General features: G+C 60.7%; 15 protein-coding genes. 4 read left to right on the forward strand and 11 right to left on the reverse strand.

The genetic code is table 11. From position 1 onward, the window contains the following. Positions 1–204: 204 nt before the first annotated feature. Positions 205–1,113 (reverse strand): glycine betaine ABC transporter substrate-binding protein, encoded by a 909-nt coding sequence (locus KGB21_RS21255; protein ID WP_223506611.1) that lies wholly within the window; start codon positions 1,111–1,113, stop codon positions 205–207. Positions 1,114–1,366: 253 nt separating this feature from the next. On the opposite strand from KGB21_RS21255, the gene KGB21_RS21260 reads away from it, so the two are divergent. Further along, positions 1,367–3,403, forward strand: a complete 2,037-nt coding sequence (locus KGB21_RS21260; RefSeq protein ID WP_223506612.1) for an NADH:flavin oxidoreductase — start codon at positions 1,367–1,369, stop codon at positions 3,401–3,403. A 137-nt stretch (positions 3,404–3,540) separates the two neighbouring features. Here KGB21_RS21260 and KGB21_RS21265 read toward each other — a convergent pair whose 3' ends face one another. Both KGB21_RS21265 and KGB21_RS21270 read right to left on the reverse strand, forming a co-directional pair. Then, the gene (locus KGB21_RS21265) at positions 3,541–4,317 is read right to left on the reverse strand and encodes a pyrroline-5-carboxylate reductase family protein (protein ID WP_223506613.1); all 777 of its coding nucleotides are present in this window, start codon (positions 4,315–4,317) and stop codon (positions 3,541–3,543) included. Then, a complete protein-coding gene (locus tag KGB21_RS21270; protein WP_223506614.1) occupies positions 4,307–5,014 on the reverse strand; it encodes a TetR/AcrR family transcriptional regulator in 708 nt (235 codons plus the stop codon). Before KGB21_RS21270 ends, KGB21_RS21265 begins: the two co-directional genes overlap by 11 nt. A gap of 61 nt (positions 5,015–5,075) precedes the next feature. Here KGB21_RS21270 and KGB21_RS21275 point away from each other — a divergent pair, with 61 nt between their 5' ends. After that, complete coding sequence (locus KGB21_RS21275) at positions 5,076–5,237, forward strand: hypothetical protein (protein ID WP_223506615.1); 162 nt, start codon at positions 5,076–5,078, stop codon at positions 5,235–5,237. A gap of 47 nt (positions 5,238–5,284) precedes the next feature. On the opposite strand, the gene KGB21_RS21280 is transcribed toward KGB21_RS21275, so the two are convergent. The 5 genes from KGB21_RS21280 to galB all read right to left on the reverse strand — a co-directional run bounded on the left by KGB21_RS21280 (position 5,285) and on the right by galB (position 9,770). Continuing rightward, positions 5,285–5,917 (reverse strand): PQQ-binding-like beta-propeller repeat protein, encoded by a 633-nt coding sequence (locus tag KGB21_RS21280; RefSeq protein WP_223506616.1) that lies wholly within the window; start codon positions 5,915–5,917, stop codon positions 5,285–5,287. Positions 5,918–5,953: 36 nt separating this feature from the next. Beyond that, positions 5,954–7,174, reverse strand: a complete 1,221-nt coding sequence (locus KGB21_RS21285) for a helix-turn-helix domain-containing protein (protein ID WP_223506617.1) — start codon at positions 7,172–7,174, stop codon at positions 5,954–5,956. Positions 7,175–7,237: 63 nt separating this feature from the next. Beyond that, a complete protein-coding gene (locus KGB21_RS21290) occupies positions 7,238–8,308 on the reverse strand; it encodes a 4-oxalomesaconate tautomerase (protein WP_223506618.1) in 1,071 nt (356 codons plus the stop codon). Between the two features lie 2 nt (positions 8,309–8,310). Further along, positions 8,311–9,027, reverse strand: coding sequence for a 4-carboxy-4-hydroxy-2-oxoadipate aldolase/oxaloacetate decarboxylase (locus KGB21_RS21295; RefSeq protein ID WP_223506619.1), 717 nt, complete (start codon positions 9,025–9,027; stop codon positions 8,311–8,313). Then, a complete protein-coding gene (gene galB / locus KGB21_RS21300) occupies positions 9,024–9,770 on the reverse strand; it encodes a 4-oxalmesaconate hydratase (RefSeq protein ID WP_223506620.1) in 747 nt (248 codons plus the stop codon). The genes KGB21_RS21295 and galB overlap by 4 nt, the downstream gene beginning before the upstream one ends. A gap of 156 nt (positions 9,771–9,926) precedes the next feature. Here galB and KGB21_RS21305 point away from each other — a divergent pair, with 156 nt between their 5' ends. Continuing rightward, on the forward strand, positions 9,927–11,159 hold the full coding sequence (locus KGB21_RS21305) for a LysR family transcriptional regulator (protein WP_223506621.1): 1,233 nt from the start codon (positions 9,927–9,929) through the stop codon (positions 11,157–11,159). Between the two features lie 1,392 nt (positions 11,160–12,551). Here the strand turns inward: KGB21_RS21305 and KGB21_RS21310 are convergent. The 3 genes from KGB21_RS21310 to KGB21_RS21320 form a co-directional block, all read right to left on the reverse strand. Next, positions 12,552–13,799 (reverse strand): OprD family porin, encoded by a 1,248-nt coding sequence (locus tag KGB21_RS21310; protein WP_223506622.1) that lies wholly within the window; start codon positions 13,797–13,799, stop codon positions 12,552–12,554. Positions 13,800–13,933: 134 nt separating this feature from the next. Beyond that, the gene (locus tag KGB21_RS21315; protein ID WP_223506623.1) at positions 13,934–15,196 is read right to left on the reverse strand and encodes a gallate dioxygenase; all 1,263 of its coding nucleotides are present in this window, start codon (positions 15,194–15,196) and stop codon (positions 13,934–13,936) included. Between the two features lie 24 nt (positions 15,197–15,220). Beyond that, positions 15,221–16,558 carry an MFS transporter gene (locus tag KGB21_RS21320; RefSeq protein WP_223506624.1) on the reverse strand — a complete coding sequence of 446 codons (1,338 nt, stop codon included), beginning with the start codon at positions 16,556–16,558 and terminating at the stop codon, positions 15,221–15,223. Positions 16,559–16,923: 365 nt separating this feature from the next. Between KGB21_RS21320 and KGB21_RS21325 the strand changes: the two genes are divergently transcribed. After that, positions 16,924–17,202 carry a Rho-binding antiterminator gene (locus tag KGB21_RS21325; protein ID WP_223506625.1) on the forward strand — a complete coding sequence of 93 codons (279 nt, stop codon included), beginning with the start codon at positions 16,924–16,926 and terminating at the stop codon, positions 17,200–17,202. Positions 17,203–17,208 lie beyond the last annotated feature (6 nt).

Genomic DNA, 17,208 nt, shown 5'->3' on the forward strand with positions numbered 1-17,208 from the left:
CATCGCCAGCAAGCCGGGCTCCTACAGGTATTGCGTCATCCCAAATCCCGAACACATCCCCCAATCCGTAGGAGCCGGCTTGCTGGCGATAGCGCCCATGAAATCGCCATCGCCGGCAAGCCGGGCTCCTACAGGTTTTGCGTCAGCCCAAATCCCGAACACATCCCCCAATCCGTAGGAGCCGGCTTGCTGGCGATGGCGCCATCAAGGCTGCCGACTGCTCACCCGCTGCTCAGTGTTTTCGAACATCGCTTGGAAACGCGGCTTGTTGGCTGCGTAATAGTCAGCAACCACCTTGTCGGAGGAGCTCTGCCGCGCCTGCATCATCAGCGCTTCAAGATCGGCCCGGGGAATCGAGTAGTGGGCGAAGAAATACGCCACCTCCGGGTACTCCTGACTGAATCCCTTGCGAGCCATGGCGTGAATCTGCTCGGCGCCGCCGAAGATTTGTTTCGGGTCATCCAGGTAACGCAGCGACCACTTGGAGAACATCCAGTGCGGGCTCCAGGCGTTGACCAATGACCATTTATCACGCTTCAGGTTGCGATCCAGCTCGTTGAGCATCCCGGATTCGGAGGACGCCACCAGTTTGTAGCCGTCGAGTTTGTATTCTTTGATGGCCTTTTCGGTGAGCTTGTATTGGCCATTCCCCACCTCTGAGGTAAGGATCTTGCCCTCAAGTTTTTCCCTGACCTCGGGCTTGTTCAAGTCCTCCACGCTGGACACTTCACTCTCGGGTACGGATGTGGGCACAGCCATGCCGATCCGCCCTTCATAAAGCACGCCGAGGTCTTCGAGCCTGTCCTTGTATTTGTCGTAGAACGCCTTGTGGGTGCTCGGCAGCCAGACCATCGGAATCAGGTCGATATTGCCGTTGGCCAACGCCTGGAACTGGATGCCGATGTCGGCCATGACCAGTTTCACTGGTTGTTTGAGATGGTCCTGTAACGCCGTGGTGGCAAGCTTGACGGTGATCTCGGTATCCGACCAGTTGACCCAACCAATGCGCACGGGCTTCGGTTCCGCGGCTTGCGTCAGCCCGGCGCCAGCGGCGAGTGCCACGCCGATCAATCCGGCACAAATTCTTTTTCGATACGGCGAATGAGCGTTCATCAAGCGTTTTCCTGTTTTGGTTGTTATTGGCAGGTTGGTCTTAATTTGAACGGCCTTACGGTCGTGAAAAATGCAGTCTTGCGCGGCGGGTCGGTTGAGCCGATCCCTTCTCCTTATGCGCCGATCTTATCCACGACGATTGCCCTGCGCAAGCAAAATGTACACCTGTGTCACGCACCATTGACACACGTGTACAGTTATCCTAATTTCAAGTCGCCGAGCCTGATGAAGCCCACTTTTGGAGCGCACCGCCATGTCCAGCGATCCGTTGCTGCAGCCGTACAAGATCAAGCACCTGACCCTCAGAAACCGCATCATCACCACCTCGCACGAACCGGCCTACCCGGAAGACGGCATGCCCAAGGATTTGTACCGTGCCTACCACGTCGAACGGGCCAAGGCCGGTGTGGCCCTGACCATGACCGCAGGCTCCGCAGCGGTATCCCGGGACAGTCCACCGGTGTTCAACAACGTGCTGGCGTACAAGGACGAGGTGGTCGGATGGCTGAAAGATTTGACCGACGAGTGCCATGAACACGGCGCGGCAGTGATGATTCAGTTGACCCACCTGGGCCGTCGCACCCGCTGGGACAAAGCCGACTGGCTACCGGTAGTGTCGCCCTCCCACCACCGCGAGGCGGCACACCGCTCCTTCCCGAAAAAAATGGAAGAGTGGGACATCGAGCGGATCATCAAGGACTACGTGGACGCGGCCGAGCGCATGAAGGCGGCCGGCATGGATGGCTTGGAGCTGCAAGCCTACGGGCATTTGATGGACCAATTCTGGTCGCCTCTGACCAACGAACTGGACGGCCCCTACGGCGGTTCGCTGGAAAACCGAATGCGTTTTACCTTCGACATCCTGCGGGGCATACGCCAGCGGGTTGGTGAGGATTTCCTGCTCGGCGTGCGCTATACCGGCGACGAGCAGTTGCCTGGTGGCTTCAACGCCAGCGAAGGCATGCGGGTTTCACACATGCTCAAGGACAGCGGGCTGGTGGATTTCCTCAACGTGGTGCGCGGCCACATCGACACGGATGCTGGCCTGACCGATGTCATTCCGATCCAGGGCATGCGCAATTCGCCGCACCTGGACTTCGCCGGTGAAATTCGCTCGGCCACCGGCTTCCCGACCTTCCACGCAGCGAAGATCCCGGACGTGGCCACCGCGCGCTACGCGATTGCCTCGGGCAAAGTCGACATGGTTGGCATGACCCGCGCGCACATGACCGACCCGCACATCGTGCGCAAGATCATCGAGAAACGTGAAGAAGATATTCGTCCCTGCGTGGGGGCGAACTACTGCCTGGATCGTATCTATCAGGGTGGCGCCGCCTATTGCATTCACAACGCCGCGACCGGTCGGGAAACCACCATGCCCCACGAGATTCCCCGGGCGGCGGTCAGGCGCAAGGTCCTGGTCATCGGCAGCGGCCCCGCAGGGCTGGAAGCGGCGCGCGTCGCCGGTGAACGTGGCCATGACGTGACCGTACTGGAGGCAGCGGATCGTCCCGGCGGTCAGATCAGGCTGACGGCGCAAAATGAGCGTCGTCGCGAGATGATCAGCATTATTGATTGGCGGATGGCCCAGTGCGAGCGACTGGGGGTCAAGTTCCACTTCAACACCTGGGCCGAAGCCGACACGGTGCTGGCCCATGAGCCGGACGTGGTGATCGTCGCCACCGGTGGCCTGCCAGACACTGCAGTGCTGACTCAAGGCAACGAGTTAGTGGTGTCGACCTGGGACATTATTTCCGGTGACATCAAACCCGGTCGTCACGTGCTGATCTTCGACGACGCCGGTGACCATGCCGCGTTGCAGGCTGCCGAAGTCATAGCCAAAAGCGGCGCGACCGTGGAAATCGTCACACCTGACCGCGCGTTTGCACCGGAAGTCATGGCCATGAACCTGGTGCCGTACATGCGCAGCTTGCAGGACCTGGACGTCACTTTCACCGTCACCTACCGCGTCGAGAAGGTCGAAAAACAAGATGGCCGCCTGCTTGCGACCTTCGGCAGTGACTACGGCAAGGTCAACAAACAGCGGGTTGTCGATCAGGTCGTGGTCAACCACGGCACCCTGCCCCTGGACGATCTGTACTTCGACCTGCGTCCGCATTCGAGCAACGGCGGTGCGGTGGAACAGCACGACCTCATCGCGGGCAAGGCGCAAAACATCGTCACCAACCCACAAGGGCAATTCCAGCTGTTCAGGATTGGTGACGCCGTGGCCGCACGCAACACCCACGCGGCGATCTACGATGCATTGCGGCTGGTGAAAGATCTCTGATCTTTACAGGCATAGTGCAATCAACTTGTGGCGAGGGAGCTTGCTCCCGCTGGACTGCGCAGCAGGCCCATTTTTGGGGACGCTGCGCAACCCAGCGGGAGCAAGCTCCCTCGCCACAAAAGCAGTTTTAAGTTTTGCTACATACCGCGTCGCGCAACCTCCGCGCCCGCCTGTAATGCCCTTCCAACCATGGCGTCAAAGTCCTGATCAGTCATCGACTGCAACGCCGCCGCCGTCACGCCACGGTAAGCCATCAACGCTTCAATCATTTGTTCTGGATCGCGACTGGCCAACAGCTGCCCGCCTCCCACCACCACGCCCCGCGCAGCACGCTGTGCGATCTCGTAAGGAATGCCCGCCGCCACTGCCTGACTGGCCAGCGCCCGGTGCAGCAACGCCGGGAATGCCGGCCCGGTGCCGGACAACGCACTCAGGTAATCAATGTTGTCTTCGTTCGGCACTTCATCCGCCGCACCCACACATTCGAAAAACCGTTGCAGCCACTTGCGATCTGCGTCGCCAAGATTGCCGGCGCTGTACCAGGGCGTGTACGACTGCCTGATGTCGACGGCGGCATTCGGCATGGCCCGCACTACCTCCTGCGCACCGGTGGCTGCGCTGATAGCTGCCGCCGGGATCCCGGCCATCAGGGAAATGACTTGTTTACCGCTGGCATCGATCTGCAGTTCGGGAAATTGTTCCGGCCGGATCGACAACATCACCACATCGCTGAGCGCCACGAGTTGCTGGTTATCAGCCAGAACCCGGACGTCCGCTCGCAATGGGCTGCGGCCAGAGCGATTTGAAACAAACAGTCCGGCAGGCTGGATAAACCCGCTGTCCAGAAGCGCCTCGGCGATTGCGCTTCCCAGCCAGCCAGTGCCGCCGATGATGCCCAGGGTTTTATTGTTCATCGGACGGCAACTCCTCCAAGATCTCAACCAGCGGACCGAAAACCCCGGGTTCTTTTTCCGCATAGCCAAACTTGCCAAAGAAGCGATCCAGTTCTCGCCGCTTCGGTGCCTTGCCGGTGAACACGGTCACGTATTGCGGGATGCGCCGGAAACGCACCACAACGTCCTCGGTGGTTTTCATCGAGATGTAGCCGATTTGCGTGAGGTAGATCGTCCTGGCCCGCGCATCGGCGGCCTCGGCTTCGTAGCCAAACCGGCGGAACATGGCGGCCAGGGCATTGATTCGCGCCTCATCGGCCAGCGCGATTTCAGCGGCCACCTCAGCCGATTGCAGTGCCCAGCTGCGCACGGCAAATTCGAATTGCGAGTCGAACAGTTCCGGGTTCAGCCAGCATTCGAAAACATTGAGAATCGCCTCGGAAATGCTTTCTGCATAGCTCTCGCACTGACCCACCAGGCCGCCGCTGTTCTTGTCCTTCCAGCGGGCCAGCAGTGCCGCGAGCAATTGCTCGCGGTCTTCATAGAACCAATAGAAACTGGTGCGGGACAAGTTCAGACGCTTGGCCAGCGGCATCACCCGCACCGCATCGACACCGGATTCCTTCAAGGCATCGTAGGCGGCGTCCAGCCAGACATCGACCGAGCCTCGCCATCCTGCATCCTGCGCCTTGGTTTTCGCCCTTCCTGTCTGCGACATCTTCGGGTCCGCCTATCTCGGTAAATTCGCTCAACTGTACACCGCCCGATCCATGGCGTACATGCGCTGTACATCGGCGTACATTTTCAAGACGACGTTACGAGCGATTGGCAATATCGCGGCGATTATTTACTCGGGTTACCTGGCCCGATTGGCGCTGAAACAGCCGAACATCAATGACGAAGGCGCGCTGATTCGCGCCAAGGAGTCTGGACGGGCTTGATGATCATTCACTGGTTCATCAAGCCCGTATTTCTTAGGCGCATGGAATCAAGAGGGCCGTCGCACCACCCTCACCTTCCCGCTCGAACCACCGCCGCAGAAAAACCGCTCGCCGCCATCGTATTCAAGCCCGGACACGCCGATCCCGGTTGGCAGCTTGAGGCTTTCCAGCACCTCGCCGTTCTTCGAGTCGATGCGGCGCAATTCGCTTTCTTCGCCTTCCCAAACGCCATGCCACAACGCGCCTTCAACCCAAGTCACGCCGGTGACAAAGCGGTTGGATTCGATGGTGCGCAGGATGGCTCCGCTCTCGGGATCGATCTGATGGATTTTGCGCTCGCGATACTGCCCCACCCACAACGTGCCCTCGGCCCATGTCAGCCCTGAGTCGTTGCCGCCACCGGGGGCCGGGATCGTGGAGAGAACCTGACCGGTGCGAGGGTCGATTTTCTGGATGCGGTCCTCGGCAATCTGGAACAGATGCGTCCCGTCGAAGGCGGTGCCGGCATGGGCGGCGACGTCGATCGAGCGCGATGTCTTTCCGCTTTCGGGATCGAGGGCGTTGAGTTTTTCGCCACTGGCGAACCACACCTGCTGACCGTCCCAGGTCAGGCCGTGCACAGTGTCGACACCTTCAAAAGGGCCATACTCACGGACGATTTCGGCGGCTGACTGTTTCATCTTGGTGTTCCTCGAAAGGGGTTGGTGGCGTTCATCCTAGCCACCGGGCAGCGGCACCGGGAGTAACAAGGTCGTCGCGAAACCGGGTACCGGTGGGGTCATCCAGCGCCGCGCGCGGCCCTGACCAAAGCACTGCACTTTGCCTGCCGCCGCCAGTGTGTCGAGCGCACGCTGCACGGTGCGCTGGCTGGTATCGAGGGCTATCGCCAGGGCTGAACTGGACCAGGATTCACCGTCACCGAGCAAGGCGAACACCGCTGCATATTTTTCTTCGACCGGTGGCGTCAGCAGCACCACGTCCGGTGAAACCTGCGCGACCAGGGCAAATCCGCGCCGGGTCGCGGTCACCGTCGCCAAAGGCTTCAACGTGGCGCGCAATCGCCCGATTTCAACCCGCAAACGGGCGCGATGGGATTCATCACTGAGTTTCAGCCGAAAGGCCCGGGCGATGAGTGTTGCCCTGGGCACATCGTCCGGCCAGGCTTCGGCCAGCGTACGCACGAGGGTGAAGAGGATGGGTCGTTTGGACAGGGAAACCGACATGCCCGCGCCACGTACCACATAGCGACAAGCGTCCACCACCAGCGATGTCGAGGCGAGCAGCGATTCCACTTCGTCGAGCAACAGAGGTCGTTCTTCGCCACCAACGATCTGGTGTGCGGCGGGGCTGTTCAGTATCGACGCCGCATTTTCGACTTCTGCGGTCAGCGCAGGAATACCGGCGAGTTGCGCGGCGAGTTCAGCCCTGGCGAGTGCGGCCCGCGCGGCGTGGGAATGTAGATGTCGCATCGCGATCCCTGCCACCACCAGTTCATGGGTCGCCCGCAAGGATGGCGGTAATGTTGCCTGATCCAGCTCATCGAGATTTTTTTGGGCCTCATCAAGCCGCCCGATCAGCAACAAACGACGGATGTCCAGATATCGCGCGTGGGCAGCGTTGACCAGGTCGCCATGGGCCTCCAGCGTGACACGCGCCGCTTCAAGCGCCTTCACCGGCCAGCCGAGATCCCGCGAGGCCAGGGCGATTTCGGCTTCGGCGACGATGCAGCGCGCTCGTGCCACGACCTCTCTCGGACCAAAGGCCCGCGCCGCCCTGCGCACCAGCGCCTTGGCCCGCGCCAGATCACCCAGTTGCGCCATGGCGATCCCGCGCAGCGCCAACGCAGGCGCATCGTCGCGCAATGCGATGCGGTCCAGCGCGCCGAGCGGATCGCCCGCCGCCAGCGCGTGCGCTGCGGCGGTGATCAGCGAGTCCATTGCAGTCCTGCCACGCGTGTCACTCCTGCCGTGAAAAGCCCCGTGATGAGTCTATCTCACCCCTCAGTAGAGCGTATCCGGCACACACACGTTTCCATCAAACAGCAATCGGGCGGTGCGCATCAGCCCGCAACCCACCAATTCGCCGTCCTGCAGACGCAGTTCGACGGTGAATTCGCCGGTCGGGTGCTCGACTGAAAGCTGCTTCACATCACCCGCGGGGATACGCGCCAGGCCTGCCGGCACACTGCCCTCGATCAGGCACGCAACGGCTACGCTGACCGCGCCGAACACGCCGATGCTGGTGTGGCAACGATGGGGAATGAAGGTGCGGGTGCTGAGCGCTCCGCCCGCTTGCGCCGGCGCAACGAGGCATATTTTCGGCACGTTGCGCTGGCTGACATCGCCCAGGTGCATGCGCAGGCCGGCCTGTAGTCGGATCTTCTCGATCCGCGCCTTTAATGGCGCATTCGCATCCAGCTGTTCCGGGCTTTCATAGCCGCTGAGACCGAGGTCTCCGGCGCGGATCAGCACGACCGGCATGCCGTTATCGACGCAGGTCACTTCAACACCCTCGAACACATCGACGGCATTGCCGGTCGGCAGCAACGCCCCGCAACTGGAGCCAGCGACATCCTCGAACTCGACGATCAACGGCGCGGCGTAACCCGGCACCCCGTCGATCCGCGCTTCACCCGCGTAGCTGACAGCTCCACTCGGTGTGAGCACATGCGCAATCGCGATCTGCCCGGTGTTTTCCATGAAGATCCGCACCGGCGTTACATCACCCTGCACCGCCACCAGCCCGCGCTCAATGGCGAACGGTCCGACACCGGCAAGGATGTTGCCGCAGTTCTGGCCGTAATCGACACGCGGCGCGTCGACCAGCACTTGGGCAAACAGATAATCGACATCGGCGTCGGCGCGGGCCGAGGGCTTGATGATCGCCACTTTGCTGGTCAGCGAATCACCGCCGCCGATGCCATCGATCTGCCGCGCATCCGGCGAGCCCATGACCGCCAGCAACACACGGTCGCGAAGCGCCTGCTGCTCGGGCAAATCACTGGCCAGGAAGTAAGCCCCTTTCGACGTCCCGCCGCGCATCAGCAGGCAAGGAATTCGTGTCTGGCCCATGCTCAGTCTCCGAGTTCGTCGAGGCTGTCGACGTACCGCAAACCCTTCTCCGCCAGGCGTCCGCGCATGTTGTAGATGTCGAGGCCCAACTCACCCTTGGCCAGGCGCAGGGCCTTCTGTTCTTCCAGATCGGCGCGGGCGCGGCTGGCCTCGACCACATGTTCAACGTCAGCGCGACGCACGATGACCACGCCATCGTCATCCGCTACCACCACATCGCCGGGGTTGACCAACTGACCGCCACACACCAGCGGCAGGTTGACCGAGCCGAGGGTCTCCTTGATCGTACCCTGGGCGCTGATGGCGCGGGACCAGACCGGGAAGCCCATCTCGCGCAGTGTATGGGTGTCGCGCACGCCGGCGTCGATCACCAATGCGCGCACGCCGTGGGCCTTGAGCGACGTCGCCAACAGGTCGCCGAAATAGCCATCAGTGCACGGCGAACTCGGTGCAACCACCAGAATATCGCCGGGACGGCATTGCTCCACGGCCACATGGAACATCCAGTTATCACCCGGCGCGACCAGCACCGTCACCGCCGAACCACTGATCACGGTGCCCCGCTGGATGGGTCGGATCGAAGACGACAGCAGACCTTTGCGGCCCTGCGCTTCGTGAATCGTCGCGACGCCGTAGCGTTGCAGCTCTTCGACCAGCGCCTGTTCGGCCCGGGCGATGTTGCGTACGACGATGCCGGTTTTTCCGATCAACTCGCTCATCCCAGGTTCTCCGTCACGCGCGGGAAGATGCTTTGATAGCCTTCGCCGTAAATGATGTCGCGGCTAGAGGTGATCCCGACATTGCGCTTGGCTTGCACGCCACGTTGCAGGGCCACGCGGGTGTAGTACTCCCAGAGATGTTCCTGGCCGGCCATGCACTGGATGGCCGCGTATTTCTTGTCCCAGACCGAAGTGATGTCCAGCAGCACGTCAGGGCGCCATTCGCATTGCTCAGGCTGGTGCGGTTCGAAGCTGTAGACCGGCGGCGCACCGACAATTTTCTCGCCCGGTTTGTAGCCTTCGGCCTGGGCGATGATGCGTGCCTCTTGGGTCAAGTTCATGGCCAACGGGTGATCGTAGTTGTACGGGTCTTTCAGCGAGTGGCTTAGGACGAATTCCGGTTGCACCCGGCGAAAGACATCGGCGAGGCGGAACAGGGTTTCGTTGTCCGCGCGCATCGGGTAGTCGCCGATGTCGAAGAACTCGACGCTGGCACCGAGGATGTCGGCGGCCGCTTGGGCTTCTTCGCGGCGCGCGCTTTTGACTTTCTCTTCGCTCATCTCGCCCTTGCGCCACAGCTTGGCGGACTCGCCGCGCTCGCCAAAGGACAGGCAGACGATGTGCACGTTGTAGCCCTGTTGCGCATGCAGTGCGATAGCACCGCCCGCACGCCAGACGAAATCGGCAGAGTGGGCGCTGACGACCAGCGCGTTTTTCGGTGCGTTTTTCGGTGAATCGATCATTGCGGATACTCCTCCTGCGTTTCGAAAGAGCATCGCACCGCACCCACTTGCGGAGTAATGCGTTGCGGTGTTGCAGGTATGCGTTTTTTTTATTGCCACTCGATCAGGGCGGCGGCATAGTCCGAGTCAAACACCGATCTGAAGAGCCGCCGCCCCATGGAAACCAGTGAACTGCCCAGCCTGATGCACGTTCGCGCCTTTGTCCGCGTGGCCGATCACGGCAGCGTTTCCAAGGCTTCCGTGGCCCTGTATCGGGCACAGTCGGTGGTGACTCGGTCGATTTCCGAGCTGGAAGCCCGGCTCGACGTGGTGCTGTTCGAACGCCACGCTAACGGCATGCGTTTGACCGATTACGGCGAACGTCTGCTGCCCCGTGCACGCCGCGTGCTCGCCGAGCTGGAAAGCGTTCCACGGCTGTTGAGTAGCGGGGATAAACGTGCGGTCGAACCGCTTTACCTGTTCCAGGCCCGACGCCTGCAAGTGTTCGTCAAACTCTGTGAAACCCACCACATGCAGACCGTCGCCAGCCTGCTCGGCCTGAGTCAGCCAGCGATCAGTTCGACCATCAAGGTCATGGAAAATGGCTGCGGGCAGACGCTCTTCGAGCGCACACCTCGTGGCTTGCAGCCGACCCGCGCCAGCCATGAAATCCTGTTTCCGATCCGTCGGGCGCTGAACGAGTTGCGCCATATCGAGACCGACATCACCGCCCTGCGCGGCGCCCTGCAAGGGGTGGTGCATGTCGGCGCCCTGCCCCTTGGTCGCACCCGGATACTGCCGGAGGCCATCGTGCGCATGGTGGCCGAGTACCCGGAAATCCAGGTGATCACCAATGAAAGCCCCTTCGATTTGCTGGCGACGGAACTGCGCGCCGGCGATGTCGATTTCATTTTCGGAGCCTTGCGTTCGGAGGCCTACGCCAGCGATTTGACCGGTGAGGCGTTGCTTACGGAAGACATGGTGGTATTGGCGCGGCGTAATCATCCGTTGTATTCGAAAACGGCTTTGCACGACGAACTCAGCTCCGCCCAGTGGGTGCTGCCCCGCGCCGGATCGCCGGCCCGGAAAATGCTCGATGAGTGCTTCACCCGGTTTGGCATTGCGCCGCCCCGGCCGGTAGTGGAAAGCGCCGACATGGCGATCATTCGTGGGTTGTTGTTGCGTTCGGACATGCTCGCGGCGGTCTCTGCGCATCAACTGGAACAGGAAATTGCCTCCGGTGAGTTGTGCATCCTGCCGCTGGAGCTGAAACAGACCACCCGGGCCATCGGTTTGACTTATCGCAACGGCTGCCTGCATTCGCCTGTGGCCCAAGCCTTGATGGAGATGATTCGACGGGTGATTCGTGAGCAGGCGTTGGTTCGGGACAGTCAGTCACTTTCCCGGTGACCGGTAGACCGCCATCGCTGGCAAGCCAGCTCCCACAGGGGATTTTTGGCGTACATCGCGTTTGTGTGCGCGGCCGATACCTGTGGGAGCTGGCTTGCCGGCGATGAGGCCGGCACATCCAACATCACGGGTGACTGATACAACGCCATCGCTGGCAAGCCAGCTCCTACAGGGGATTTTTGGCGTACATCGCGTTTGTGTGCGCTGCCGATACCTGTGGGAGCTGGCTTGCCGGCGATGAGGCCGGTACATCCAACATCACGGGTGACTGACACACCGCCATCGCTGGCAAGCCCGCTCCTACAGGGGATTTTTGGCGTACATCGCGTTTGTGTGCGCGGCCGATACCTGGGGAGCTGGCTTGCCGGCGATGAGGCTGGTACATCCAACATCACGGGTGACTGATACACCGCCATCGCTGGCAAGCCAGCTCCTACAGGGGATTTTTGGCATACATCGCGTTTGTGTGCGCGGCCGATACCTGTGGGAGCTGGCTTGCCGGCGATGAGGCCGGTACATCCAACATCACGGGCGACTGACACGCCGCCATCGCTGGCAAGCCAGCTCCTACAGGGGATTTTTGGCGTACATCGCGTTTGTGTGCGCGGCCGATACCTGTGGGAGCTGGCTTGCCGGCGATGAGGCCGGCACATCCAACATCACGGGTGACTGATACAACGCCATCGCTGGCAAGCCAGCTCCTACAGGGGATTTTTGGCGTACATCGCGTTCGTGTGCGTTGCCGATACCTGTGGGAGCTGGCTTGCCGGCGATGAGGCCGGTACATCCAGCATCACGGGTGACTGACACACCGCCATCGCTGGCAAGCCAGTTCCTACAGGGGATTTTTGGCGTACATCGCGTTCGTGTGCGCGGCCGATACCTGTGGGAGCTGGCTTGCCGGCGATGAGGCCGGTACATCCAACATCACGGGTGACTGACACACCGCCATCGCTGGCAAGCCAGCTCCTACAGGGGATTTTTGGCGTACATCGCGTTCGTGTGCGCGGCCGATACCTGTGGGAGCTGGCTTGCCGGCGATGAGGCCGGCACATCCAACATCACGGGTGACTGATACACCGCCATCGCTGGCAAGCCAGCTCCTACAGGGGAATTGTGGCCGAACGCAGCTTTTGTGTGCGCGGCCGATACCTGTGGGAGCTGGCTTGCCGGCGATGAGGCCGGTACATCCAACATCACGGGTGACTGACACACCGCCATCGCTGGCAAGCTCCTACAGGGGATTTTTGGCGTACATCGCGTTTGTGCGCGCGGCCGATACCTGTGGGAGCTGGCTTGCCGGCGATGAGGCCGGTACATCCAACATCACGGGTGACTGACACACCGCCATCGCTGGCAAGCCAGCTCCCACAGGTTTTTGTGTCGACGGTGTTAAAGCAGGCTGAATGGATAGCTGATGATCAAGCGGTTTTCGTCGAACTCGTTGCTGCTGTAGTCCCGGCGGATGCTGGAGTTGCGCCAGCGCAGGTTGAGGCTTTTGAAGCTGCCGCTCTGCACGGTGTAGGCCAGTTCCGATTCGCGGCCCCATTCCTTGCCGTCGCTGGTTGCACTGGTGTGTACGTTGTCGCCACTGATGTAGCGGTTCATCAGCGTCAGGCCGGGGATGCCGAGGGCGACGAAGTTGTAGTCGTGGCGCACCTGCCAGGATTTTTCCCGGGCGTTGTCGTAGCTGTTGTTGTAACTGTCGTTGGCCAGGGTGCCGCCGCTGGTGCCGTTGACTCGCATCCAGGCATCGTCACCCGTAAGTTTTTGCAGGCCAACGTAGAAGGTGTTGCCACCATATTTGGCCGAGAGCAATGCCGAAACGGTTCGGTTATCCAGGTCGCCAGCACGGGCGCTGCCGTCCTCGCGGCCCCAGAAGTAACCGAGGTTTGCGCCCAGGGTCCAGGCACCCAGCGGTTGGCTGTGAACGATTTGCAGGTACTGCTGCTGATAGATGTCCTTCAGCTCGGCATTCCACACACCGATCATCGTGCGTTTGTCGTTGAAGCTGTATTCACCGCCGACGAAATTGAAGCGATCGGAGGTGAACGCAGTTTTGCCCTGCATGAACATGTCTTCCATGCTCGAATCGTTACGCGGGCTGTTCTGGCGGAACTGGCCGCCGTACAGGGTCAAGCCATCGATATCCTGCGAGGTGACCTGCCCACCGCGAAAGGTCTGGGGCAGCGAGCGGCCGTCGTCGGAACGCAGGATTGGCAGCACCGGCATCCACTCACCGACCTTCAACTCGGTTTTACTCACTTTCATTTTTCCGGCGACTGCCAGACGGCCAAAGTCATCGGCTGGACGACCATCGCTATCGAGCGGCAACAGCTGCGTGCCGCCAGTACCCTGGCCACCATCGAGCTTGACCGAATAGAGCCCCAACACATCGACACCGAACCCGACCACGCCTTGGGTGAACCCGGATTTGGCGTCGAGAATGAAACTCTGGGTCCACTCCTCTGCCTTGCTTTGCGGGTAAGCCGGGTTGGTGAAATTGCGATTGATGTAGAAGTTACGCAGGTTAAGGTTAGCGCTGGCGTCGTCGACAAAACCGGCCGCCGAGGCCCCCAGGGGAAGCGCCGAGACGACGGCCAACGTGCAGACGAACCGCTGATTAACGGTGTTCTTCATTGTTATTGTTTTCCGATTTTTGGGTAAAGAAATGCCCTGCGCCCGTTCAGTGCCGGCACAGTGAGGTCAAACAAAATGGGTGATGGCGACTCGGGAAGAGTCGCCGGTTACTGGTACGCGTTATCGCCCGATGATCAGCGTGGCGCTTTACCCGCCACCGAATACAGCACCTGCTGATTACGGGTTTTCATGAACTCGTCCAGGCTCTGGCCACGCATCGCCGCGTAAACCTGCAGATTGGGAATCCCGAGCACCGCCGCGAGCTTCTCCAGCACGAAGAAAATCGCCCCATACTGAATCAACCCGCGCCAGTCGCGCTGGCGCAGCAACTCACGTTCCTCCTCGCTCAACCCGCCCTCCTCGAACAGCGCTTCCGGTGCCTCGAGAAAACGCTGGCGCCATTGCGGCTCGATCATGCGATGCAGGAACTTGTTCAGCCGATAACTCTTGGCGCTGCGCTCCAGGGTGAACGGGTACGTGCCTTCGAGTTTTTCGATACCGGCCAACTGGTGCTGCATGTGCTGCAAGTGGCGCTCGGTCACTTCAGCGGGTAAGGGACGGTCCTGATTCTCCAGCAACAGGGTGGCAATTCCGGTCATGGATGGCAGGTAGTAATCCTGATGCAGGTTCTTCACCGTGGCCGACAACGCGCCGCGCATGATCAGCCAGGTGATGACTTCAGAGCCTTCCATGCCGCCGAGCGTGGCGTACTCGGCGTGGGTCATCTCGGTCAGGCGAATCGGGTCGTTGACCAGCAGATCGATGAACTGCGCGTCCCACTCCGGGTTGTTGAAACCGCAGCGCTCGCCGTGCACCTGGTGAGACACGCCACCGGTGGCAACGATGGCCACCTTCAGGTCTTCGGGATAACTTTCGATGGCGCGGCGCAGGGCCTGACCCAGTTTGTAGCAACGCAACGCGCTGGGAATCGGGAACTGCAACACGCCGACCTGCAACGGCACGATTTCCACCGGCCATTGCGGATCGCAGGGCAACAGCGCCGACATCGGCGAGAAGAAGCCATGATCCAGCGGCTTGTCGCGGAAGAAACTCATGTCGAACTCGTCAGCCACCAGGCTCTGGCCAATGTGCCGCGACAGCGCCGCATGTCCACCGACGGCGGGCAACGAACGAGGGTTGCCACCTTCGTCAGCGACCTCGTAACGCTCGTCCACACCGAGGGAGAACGCGCCGTAGTGGTCGAAGAAGAACGAGGTCACATGGTCGTTGAAGATGTAGAACAACACGTCCGGTTGTTGCTCCTTCAACCACACCTTGATCGGTTCGAAGCCTTCGAAGATCGGCGCCCAGGCAGCCTCATTCTGTTTATCGTGATCGACCGCGAAGCCGATGGTGGGTGTGTGGGATACAGCGAGGCCACCAATGATGCGTGCCATAACAAGTTCCTGTGTTCGAAAAAATTATTGCGCCAGCAACGTCTGACTGACCCGACGCCGTGCATGACCGTTAGCCAGGATCGCCAGCGCGGCGATGAAGGCCGGCACGCTCAACAGGGCGAACAACAGCGGCAGACCCAGGCCAAGGCTGAGCACCGCACCACCGATGAGAGAACCAAAGATAGCCCCGAAACGCCCGATACCGAGCATCCAGCTGACGCCCGTGGCGCGGAAATCGGTTGGGTAGTAACCGGGCGCGAAAGCGTTGAGGCCGGTCTGCGCACCGCTCATGCAGAAGCCTGCCGCGACGACGCCGAACGCCAACAGACTCGACTCCAGGCTGAAAGCCCCCAACAGCAGGATGAATGCACCACCCAAGGCATAGGAGGTGGCAATCACGGTGTTCGGGTTACGGCGGTCCATGGCCCAACCGACCACGATCGCGCCAACCGTGCCACCGATCTGGAACAGACCGGTGATGGTCGCTGCGCGCTCGATGGACAGGCCACCCTCACGCAACAAGGTAGGCATCCAGCCCATGGTCAGGTAGATCACCAGCAGGCCCATGAAGTAGGTCATCCACAGCGCCAGCGTGCCGAACCGAAAACCCTCGGTGAACAGCTTGCGTACCGGTGCCTTGTGCTGGACCTGAGGCTCGCTCAGGGTGAATTTCGTGCTCGCCGAAAACTGCCCGCCCAACTTGTTCAACACCTTGGCGATTTCACTGGCCGATGCATTACGTGCCGCCAGGAAGCGCGGGGACTCGGGCAACAGCAGCCAAAGGAACGGCAGCAACACCATCGGGAGGATGCCACCCGCGAGCAGCACCGATTGCCAGCCGTGTTGCGGGATCAACCAGGCCGCGAGAAAACCGCCCATCCCCGACCCCATATTGAAACCGGTGAACATGATGGTAATGAACAGCGAACGATTGCGCGCCGGCAGGTATTCGGAGAGCAGCGTGGTGGTGTTGGGCATTGCGGCGCCCAGGGCCACGCCGGTCAACAACCGCAGGATTGCCAGTTCGTAAGGGTTGCGAGCAAAGGCACAGGCCAGGCTCAGCACGCTGAATCCTGTCACAGCAATCAACAACACTTTCTTGCGGCCCAGACGGTCGGCGTAAGGGCCAGCGGTCAAGGCACCAATGGCCAGGCCAACCATGCCGGCGCTCATGACCGGGCCAAAAGCCGCTTTGGAAAGCCCCCACTCCTGAATCAGCGAAGGCGCGATAAAACCCATGACCGCGACATCAAAGCCATCGAACAACACAACGAAGAAACACAGGCTCATGATGAGCCACTGGTATCTGGCAACCGGTCGGTTGTCGATCCACGCTTTGATATCGACCGTTTCGTGACTCATGCTTTTCACCTTCTTATTTTTTTAGAAATTGCGACGGGCTCGGCAATGGCGGCTGGCCAGGCAGCCATCCACCCATCGAACGCTGGGCGTGACTCTAAAGCCGCACGTGCCCGCCCCGCCTCTGGGAAATCCTTAAGCGGGTATCGGTTTTTCTTATCGGGTGATTTTTTTCAGGGATATCTGCGGTGTTTGTACCGGCGCCATCGCGGGCAAGCCACGCTCCTACAAGGTTTATGCCGGACACAAAAAATGGCCCAGTCCAAATCCTGTAGGAGCGTGGCTTGCCCGCGATGAGGCCCGTACAGACAGTTGATTTCCAATCTGTCTATGCTCATTCAACCCGCATCGTTGTCAGGAGTAACGACATGGACAAATACCAACCCATGAACTGCGACCTGCATGACTATCTGGAGATCTTCTGCATGCGCCGATATCGACTGGTTATCGAGTTGAAGGATGGCGCACAACTGAAGGCCAAAGCGCTGACCACGCGAACCTCCAGCAACAAGGAAGAATTCCTCGTCGTCGTGACTGCGGACGGGCAGCAGGAGATCCGTCTGGACCAACTGCTGGCCATCACGCCACTGGACGCCAACGCGCAGTTCGGTCGGGTGTTGCTTACGGATGCCGCCTGCAAGCTGTAGCGTCGA

Origin of the sequence: Pseudomonas sp. GL-RE-29, assembly GCF_019947275.1 — a bacterium.
Taxonomy (GTDB): Bacteria; Pseudomonadota; Gammaproteobacteria; order Pseudomonadales; family Pseudomonadaceae; genus Aquipseudomonas; species Aquipseudomonas fluorescens_A.